7 protein-coding genes are annotated in these 7,350 nt (G+C 63.0%); 4 read left to right on the top strand and 3 right to left on the bottom strand.

The features are described 5' to 3' along the window. Together VFP86_19410 and VFP86_19405 are read right to left on the bottom strand one after the other, a co-directional pair. The coding region (locus VFP86_19410) for a tetratricopeptide repeat protein (GenBank protein HET9001820.1) at positions 1 to 660 on the bottom strand (660 nt) is incomplete at its 3' end. 211 nt (positions 661 to 871) lie between these two features. Next, on the bottom strand, positions 872 to 2,293 hold the full coding sequence (locus VFP86_19405) for an amidase family protein (GenBank protein HET9001819.1): 1,422 nt from the start codon (positions 2,291 to 2,293) through the stop codon (positions 872 to 874). 119 nt (positions 2,294 to 2,412) lie between these two features. On the opposite strand from VFP86_19405, the gene VFP86_19400 reads away from it, so the two are divergent. The 4 genes from VFP86_19400 (at position 2,413) to VFP86_19385 (ending at position 7,123) form a co-directional block, all read left to right on the top strand. Beyond that, entirely contained in the window at positions 2,413 to 3,027 is a 615-nt protein-coding gene (locus VFP86_19400; GenBank protein HET9001818.1) for a DUF1684 domain-containing protein, read from the top strand. Between the two features lie 8 nt (positions 3,028 to 3,035). Beyond that, the gene (locus VFP86_19395) at positions 3,036 to 3,938 is read left to right on the top strand and encodes a cobalamin-binding protein (GenBank protein ID HET9001817.1); all 903 of its coding nucleotides are present in this window, start codon (positions 3,036 to 3,038) and stop codon (positions 3,936 to 3,938) included. 110 nt (positions 3,939 to 4,048) lie between these two features. Further along, the gene (locus tag VFP86_19390; GenBank protein ID HET9001816.1) at positions 4,049 to 6,709 is read left to right on the top strand and encodes a tetratricopeptide repeat protein; all 2,661 of its coding nucleotides are present in this window, start codon (positions 4,049 to 4,051) and stop codon (positions 6,707 to 6,709) included. A 3-nt stretch (positions 6,710 to 6,712) separates the two neighbouring features. Further along, positions 6,713 to 7,123 (top strand): hypothetical protein, encoded by a 411-nt coding sequence (locus VFP86_19385; GenBank protein HET9001815.1) that lies wholly within the window; start codon positions 6,713 to 6,715, stop codon positions 7,121 to 7,123. A 37-nt stretch (positions 7,124 to 7,160) separates the two neighbouring features. Here the strand turns inward: VFP86_19385 and VFP86_19380 are convergent. Next, on the bottom strand, positions 7,161 to 7,350 hold a 190-nt coding region (locus VFP86_19380; GenBank protein HET9001814.1), incomplete at its 5' end, for a hypothetical protein.

Genomic DNA, 7,350 nt, shown 5'->3' with positions numbered 1-7,350 from the left:
CTTCTCCCCGGTAGCGATGTCAGTCTTCGCCGGAGCAACCCCGAGGGAGGTCGCGAGCTGAGTGATGCGCTCCTTGATGGCACCCATCGGATCGCGTAGGACGCTAACTTGTGACGGAACGGGGGGGTGCCGCTCGTCGGTAACGATGGTGACCTTTGAAAGAGAGCTGACCTTCAAGTTTTGTTCCGAGACAATTTCATTCGCGGCGGACAGGCTTGCCTCAGCCAGGAGCTCTAATTCTCTTGGAGAGTACTGCTCCTCGGTGACCTGTCCCAGGGCGATCGTTCGACGATATCCCTCAGCCTGTTCCTGAAGTCTTTTCGGATCCTGATTGGCGAGGAGCCGTTGCAGCATCACGAGTCCTTGCACGGCCTTCTGGTCTTGCGGGTTCCGGATGAGGATTTGGAGATATGCGCCTTCGGCGGCGCGGTACTTGCCTGCCTTCAACAGCCGCCAGGCCTTCTCATACCGTTTTGAGGCGTCATCAAGCCGCGGGACGATCAGCGAAGGCAGCCCCGGGAGAAAATCTAGGGTCGGAGGGACTGGGGCAGTTCCTACGAGACGCTTGGGTTTGATCTTGGGAGTGTTGTCGGGAAGAATTAGCGATCCAATTGTTACTGCGAGCACAAAGCTGAGGAGAAACGCCACGATTGCCCGCATTCAGCGCCCTCGGGAGTGATATGAGGATCCGACTTCCCGCGTTGGACTTTCCCTCATTTTCGCACTACCCCACATACATTATAGCCGGATTTTCTCCCTACCCCTCGCCTAATTGAATCGTTTCTTATATCAAAGTGCCTAGGGCCTTCGAGGATATCTCCATGACCGATCGAACCAATGTCCATCGAAACTTCGTTTCTGTACGATCGGGTCAATGCAGAGGCGGTCTCAGGTTCGCCCACGGCGCTGTGCGCTCAAAGCAAGCGGCGGCCTTCAGGACGAGTGCATCCTGCCGCCAGCCGCCGACAATCTGCAGACCCACGGGCAATCCATCGTTGGTCGCCCCACACGGGACCGAGATTGCCGGATACCCGCTAAAATTGAAGGCGTAGGTCAGCACCAGCATGTCGAGGTGATCCCGAAGGGTGCGGCCCGCAATCTCCTTCGGCAGGAGTGCGTCCAGCGGCGATGCCGTGGTCGCGGTGGTCGGGCAGAGTAATAAATCGTACTCTTCAAAGAAGCGTCGGAGCCGGTGATGATACGCGGTGCGTTCGACCTCCGCTCTGCCGATGTCTGGGGCGGTCAGGGTCCGGCTGATCTCGATCCTCCGTACTAGAATCGGATCCATCTCCTCACGCCATTGGTCGAGGTACTTGCCGACCGTGGCCTGTCGGAGGCCGGCGTTGAGGGCAAGGAACGAATCCCGGATGTTCCCGATTTCGGGGGAGGCCTCATCCATGATACAGCCGAGGTCGGTAAACGCTCGTGTTGCGGTTCGGCAGATCGAGGCGACGGCCGGATCCACGGCCGCGGCTCCGCCGAGGTCCGGTGTCCAGGCCACGCGCCGGCCGCGCACATCCGCCTGGGACGGGAGCGAGGTCCAGTCCTCACCTGTATGCGGCAGCGCAAGCGGATCTCGAGGGTCGGGCCCGGCCATGGCCGAGAACATCAGCGCGGCGTCGGCGACCGTCCGCGTGATCGGGCCGTTCGAGGACATGGCGTTCCAGGCAGTTGCATTTGGGTACCGCGCGATCCGGCCCTGGGTGGGTTTGAACCCGACGACGCCGCACCACGCGGCGGGATGGCGGATCGATCCGGCGAGATCGCTGCCCTCCGCCATCGGGCCGAGACCGGCGGCCACGGACGCGGCTGCCCCCCCGCTCGATCCGCCCGCGGAACGGGTGAGCGCCCAAGGATTCGCCGTTGCTCCAAACAGCCGGTTGTCGGTGAACGGCTTACAGCCAAACTCGGGGGTGTTCGTCTTGCCGAGCAAGATCGCCCCTGCGCCGCGAAGCCGCTCCACGAGGACCGCATCCTCCTCGGGGATATTGTGTTCGAAGATCTTCGACCCCATGGTCGTCCGAATCCCTTTGGAGGGGGTCAAATCCTTGAGCGAGAACGGCACGCCGTGCAACGGGCCGAGTTGGTCCCCGCGGCGGACCGCCGCCTCCGCTTCCGCTGCTGCCTCGCGGGCCTGCGCTGCCACCACGGTGCAGTAGGCGTTGATCCGAGGGTTGATCCGTTCGATCCGTCCGAGGTACGCGTCGATGATCTCCACCGGCGAAACATCCTTGGTACGGACCAGGCGCGCCAGTTCAGTGGCCGGGATCCAGCAGAGTTCTTCTGTGTTCATCAATGCCTCCCGGGAGAAATGATGTGACGGTACCCGATGCATCACGTCCAATCGCGGCTCTCCCTCATTTCACGTTCGGATTCCCGGAGCCCTTTTCAGTTGATAGACTACTCTTGGAGATGGCGATCGAGCACCTTGAGTTGTTGGACTGGAAGCGGCGGATCTTTGAGCTCTACCAGGCGATCCGCGCGGCGCCCGATCCCAGGGCTGCTTGGGCGTCCTGGCGCGCGGGGCGCGACCGGTTGTTCGCCACCCACGCTCAATCGCCCATCCCGCGATCCGAACGGGCTCGCTTTCCCGGGCTCCCATATTTCGACTACGAGCCGAGCGCCCGTGTCCTGGCGAACGTAGAGCCCGCCGAGACTGCATTCTACGATCTCCACACAAGCGGGGGCGGTACCTACCGATTTGTTCGCTTCGGTGTGGCCCGTTTTGACCTCCAGGGCCATCCACTTGCGCTCGAACTCTATTGGTTGGAAGGGTACGGCGGCGGGATCTTCCTCCCATTTCGCGATGCGACGAGTGGAGCCGAAACGTACGGCGCGGGCAGGTACCTGCTCGACAGCGTCAAAGGTGCGGACCTCGGCATCGAGAATGGCCAGCTCGTCCTGGACTTCAACTTCGCGTATCATCCCTCGTGTGTCTATGATCCCCGGTGGGTGTGCCCGCTGGCGCCCCCGGCCAACCGGCTCCCCGTGCCCATCCGCGCGGGCGAGAGGCTGCCGGCAGGATAACAGGGGCGATGCGAATCGTCTCTCTCGTCCCCAGCGCGACCGAGATCGTGTGCTCCCTTGGTCTTGCCGATGCCCTCGTGGGGATCTCGCACGACTGCGACTTTCCACCAGAGGTGCTCGGGAAGCCGGTGCTCAGCGAGGCGATCATCGGACTGAGCGAGCCCAGCCGAGCGATCGAAGGCCGCATCCGCGGGATGGTCCACACAGGCAGGAGCGTGTATCACCTGGACGAGAGAGCCCTGGCCCGCCTTGCTCCCGATCTGATCCTGACGCAGGAACTCTGCGCTGTCTGCGCACCATCGTATACCCTGGTGAAGCAGGCGGCCAAGCTGCTCGACGCGGAAGCGAAGATCGTCTCGCTGGAACCGCGCGGGCTCGGTGATGTCCTCGACAACATTCTGCTCGTCGGCGAGTTGACCCGGACGGCGGGCCGGGCGCAGGCGCTGGTGGACCAACTCCGGATCCGGATCGGGACGGTGCAGGCTCAGGCCAGCCCGCCCCGTCCCCGCGTTGTCTGCCTGGAGTGGATGGATCCCATCTACGTGGGCGGGCACTGGGTGCCGGAGATGGTGGATATCGCTGGCGGCGTGGACGTTTTGGGACGCGCCGGTGAACCGTCGCGCGTGGTCGAGTGGAACGAGGTGATCGGGGCCGCGCCAGATGTCCTGGTACTGATGCCGTGCGGGTTCGATCTCGCGCGGACCCGGGCCGAGGTCGGAGCGCTGACGGAGCGTCCAGGGTGGGACGAAATCCCCGCGGTGCGAGAGGGGCGAGTGTTCCTCACCGACGCCTCATCGTACTTCAACCGGCCGGGCCCGCGCCTCGTGGACGGCCTCGAGATCCTTGCCACGGCGATCCATCATGAGATGCTCGACGACGGGATTGCTCGGGAGTCCATCGAGAGGATGTAAGGGAGGCTTCTGGCCGTCCCGCCTTACAGGGGCACAGCGGATCTCCGTCGAACGTCGCGGATCGGGGGCATGGGGCAGGCTGGTATGAGGGCCCGGTGAGGAGGCCACCTATGCCTGAGCGGCCGGCAGGGACGGTCACATTCCTCTTCACCGATATCGAAGCCTCGACGGAACTCCTCCAACGCCTGGGCGACTCTTCGTATGCAACGGTGCTCGCCGAGCACCATCGTCTGCTGCGCACGATCTTCGCTGAAGCCGGGGGGTGGGAAGCCAGCGGTCAGGGGGACTCTGTTCTGGCCGTCTTCTCCCGCGCCAGCGACGCAGTCGCAGCCGCTGTTGCGGCGCAGTCGGCGATTGCCCGCTATTCCTGGCCCGAGGGCATAGAGCCGAGGGTGCGCATGGGGCTGCACACCGGTGAGCCCTTGATTGTCGGCGGAGGATACGCAGGGTTGGACGTGCATCGGGCCGCGCGGATCTGCGAAGCTGGCTCTGGCGGGCAGATCCTCCTCTCCCTGGCAACAAACACGCTCGCCTCGAACAACCTGCCGGCGGGCGTACGCTTGCGTGACCTCGGATCGTACCGACTGAGAGACCTACAAGAACCCACGAGAATCTTCCAAGTACTTCATCCCGCGCTTCCCGACGAGTTCCCTCCTCTGAGGTCCCTTGATGCCTTCGACAACAACCTGCCCCGTCAATTGACCGGATTTGTCGGGAGGAAACGTGAGATGGAGGAAGTGAGGCGACTCCTGTCCTCGAGCCGTCTCCTCACGCTCACAGGGGCGGGAGGTGTCGGGAAAACGCGTCTCGCCCTCCGGGTGGCCGAGGAGATGCTCGAAGGTTACCGTGACGGGGTCTGGCTCGTGGATCTCGCTGCCCTTTCGGATCCGGCTCTTGTCACGCAAACGGCTGCGTCGGCCCTGGGGATCCGCGAAATGCCCGGTCGTCCACTGTTGGCGACCCTCCTCGACTCTCTTGAGCGTAAAAGGCATCTGCTCATACTGGATAACTGCGAGCACCTGGTGAGCGCGTGTGCGCACTTCGCTGAGGTTGTGTTGCGGAGATGCCCTGAGGTGAGCATCCTCGCAACCAGCCGAGAGCCGCTTGCGGTCTCGGGCGAGACCACATGGACGGTCCCGCCGCTCTCATTCCCCGACGTTCGGCGACTCCCCTCGCCTGCAGGGCTGGGGGAGTATGAGGCAGTCAGGCTGTTTCTGGAACGGACTGTGGCGATCCGTCCGACCTTTGTGCTGAACCGCGATAATACCCCATCGGTGGCTGTGGTGTGCCAGCGCCTCGACGGGATACCACTGGCAATCGAGTTGGCGGCAGCCCGCATGAGCGTTCTGACGGCGGAGCAGATCGCCGCGCGGCTCGACGACCGATTTCACCTGCTCACCGGGGGGAGCCGGACGGTCCTTCAACGACATCAGACCCTCCGCGGCGCGATCGATTGGAGTTACGATTTGCTCTCGCAACGGGAACGCCTGTTACTGCAACGGTTGTCCGTCTTTGCGGGGGGATGGACGCTTGAAGGGGCGGAGGGGGTATGTCCAGGGAATGGGCTTGAAGAGTCGGATGTCCTGGACGCCCTGACGCAACTCGCATTCCAATCGTTGACGCTCATCGATGAACACCCTGGAAGCGTCCGGTACCGGTTCTTGGAGACCGTACGGCAGTACGGTCGGGACCGCTTGCTGGAGTCCGGCGAAGAAGAAGCGGCGCGGAGGCGCCATCGGGATTGGTACCTGGCGTTCGTGGAGCGGGCGGAACGGGAACTGGAGGGCTCGCAGCAGTCCGCGTGGTTCGATACGGTCGAGACGGAGCACGACAACGTGCGTGCAGCGCTGGAGTGGTCCGTAGAGAGAGGGGAGACTATAGCCGCATTACGACTGGCAACGTCGCTGGGGCATTTCTGGTTTGTGCGCGGTTACATGGCGGAGGGGCGGAAATGGCTGGAGACTGCACTCGCAGGACCCGGAGATGTTCCGGCGCCTCTGCGCGCGAAAGCGCTCAGGACCGCCGGATGGCTCGCAGTCTTCGGACAGGGGGATTATCCAACGGGACGGGTGCTTCTCGAGGAAAGCCTCCGCCTTTGGCGCGGGATCACGGATAAGCAGAACATCGCCCAATTGCTCCATGACCTCGGATCTGTCGCGGCCCATCTAGGCGAGCATGGCCGTGCGCGCGATCTGTACGAAGAGAGCCTCGACCTACGGCGTGCGATCGGAGATCGGGTAGGCTCCGCCGTTTCGCTCCACAATCTGGGACGCGTGGCCTATCGTCAAGGGGACTATGGGACGGCATGGGCGCTTCTTCAGGAAAGCCTGGCGATATGGCACAAGGCGGGTCACAGAGACAGCGCAGGTATGGTCCTTACCAACCTGGGCCTTGTCGCCTGCCGCCAAGGGGAGCACGCGCAGGCACGATCACTGCTGCGGCAAGGCCTCGCACTGCATCGGGAGTTCGGGGACAAACGCAGGATCGCCTTTTCCCTTGAGGCGTTTGGCTCTCTTGCGGCGGCGCAGGAGCAGGGAGCGCTGGGCGCGCGGCTGTTCGGTGCCGCGGAAGCCCTACGGGAAACCCTTGGATCCCCCCTGCCGCCTGCCGACCGTCCCGATTATGACCGCGGAGTCGCTGCCGCACGAGCGGTGATCGGTGAAGATGCATTTGCGCCAGCCTGGGCCGAAGGAAGAGGCATGACCCTCGATGAAGCGATTCGGGAAGCCGAAGGCTTTGGGGGCGAAGACGCGACGGAAGCGGGAGGGTGAAGCATGGGGTGCATGGCTCCTTTACCCGCGGGCTACCAATTGAAGATCGCATATTTCCTCACCGGTCAGCTGGCGCAAAGGGCCTCCGATGTGAGTGAGGCCCAGAAGCACGTGCAACGTGCAATCAATGCCCTGGGGGGGCCCAAAGGGGTGGGTTTCAAGGAGGAGCCGGACGTGAAAAACCCGGTCCACGGACTAGGCGACGGGACCGTCCCTTACGGCGCCATCCCCTACCTCGCAGAGATGGTGGGCCAGAAACAAGTAGAGCATGCGAAAGAGGCGCATACGATAGTACAGGTTGCCCAGGAGATCGCGCTCCTGTGTCGCCAGAAACACGACCTCCACGATATCCAGCGATTGTCGAAGGCAGTGTCCTTCCTATTGGAGGCTGCACTCGAGGTCATTAGATTCTAGAAGAGACATCCCCGGCGCTAAATCGACGCCACATTTTTCACGCAGGCACGTGGTCTTCCACATCGTCCAAGTCACTCAATAGTTGTACTTTTTTGAAGCCGCGCGGCAGGCCCCCCTTCGCGTCGATCCATTCGTGCGCCAGAATGGCATAGGCCTCATCGCAGTACACGTCAAAGAACTGCCAGGTGATCTTCAAGAGGTCGCCCCAGGAGACCACCGTCAGGGTG

The organism is bacterium (assembly GCA_035703895.1).
GTDB lineage: Bacteria > Sysuimicrobiota > Sysuimicrobiia > Sysuimicrobiales > Segetimicrobiaceae > Segetimicrobium.
This window is presented reverse-complemented; position numbering and strand designations above follow the sequence as displayed.

What these genes read in the sequence shown, in the direction of transcription:
- VFP86_19390 (HET9001816.1), top strand. Translation starts at nt 4,049, where the DNA reads ATGCCTGAGCGGCCGGCAGGGACGGTCACATTCCTCTTCACCGATATC.
- VFP86_19400 (HET9001818.1), top strand. Translation starts at nt 2,413, where the DNA reads ATGGCGATCGAGCACCTTGAGTTGTTGGACTGGAAGCGGCGGATCTTT.
- VFP86_19405 (HET9001819.1), bottom strand. Translation starts at nt 2,293, where the DNA reads ATGAACACAGAAGAACTCTGCTGGATCCCGGCCACTGAACTGGCGCGC.
- VFP86_19385 (HET9001815.1), top strand. Translation starts at nt 6,713, where the DNA reads ATGGGGTGCATGGCTCCTTTACCCGCGGGCTACCAATTGAAGATCGCA.
- VFP86_19395 (HET9001817.1), top strand. Translation starts at nt 3,036, where the DNA reads ATGCGAATCGTCTCTCTCGTCCCCAGCGCGACCGAGATCGTGTGCTCC.